Genomic DNA, 261 nt, shown 5'->3' on the forward strand with positions numbered 1-261 from the left:
TCGGACATTGGTTTGAATAATAAGAGTGCAATAAAAGGGGCTCGGTACATCCAAAAATGGTATAAAGCGGATCTGATTCCAAAAGGCGACGAGGCAGCGATCGGGAAGTTATTTGATCAAGGAAATTTGGCTTCTTTCATGAGTGACGGTAACTCATTTTCCAAGAGAAAGGATACAGGAATTGCCCCTTTGCCAAAATTGCCAAATGGTCAGCCAATGAAAACGTTCATGGAAATCAAAGGCTGGCATGTAACAGCATTC

At 42.1% G+C, this 261-nt stretch carries 1 pseudogene; it reads left to right on the forward strand.

The features are described from left to right. Positions 1-261: pseudogene (locus SB773_RS32715) on the forward strand (cyclodextrin-binding protein); the annotation flags it as partial.

This window comes from Bacillus sp. SIMBA_074 (assembly GCF_046534555.1).
In the GTDB taxonomy this organism is placed as follows: Bacteria; Bacillota; Bacilli; order Bacillales; family Bacillaceae_G; genus Bacillus_A; species Bacillus_A mycoides.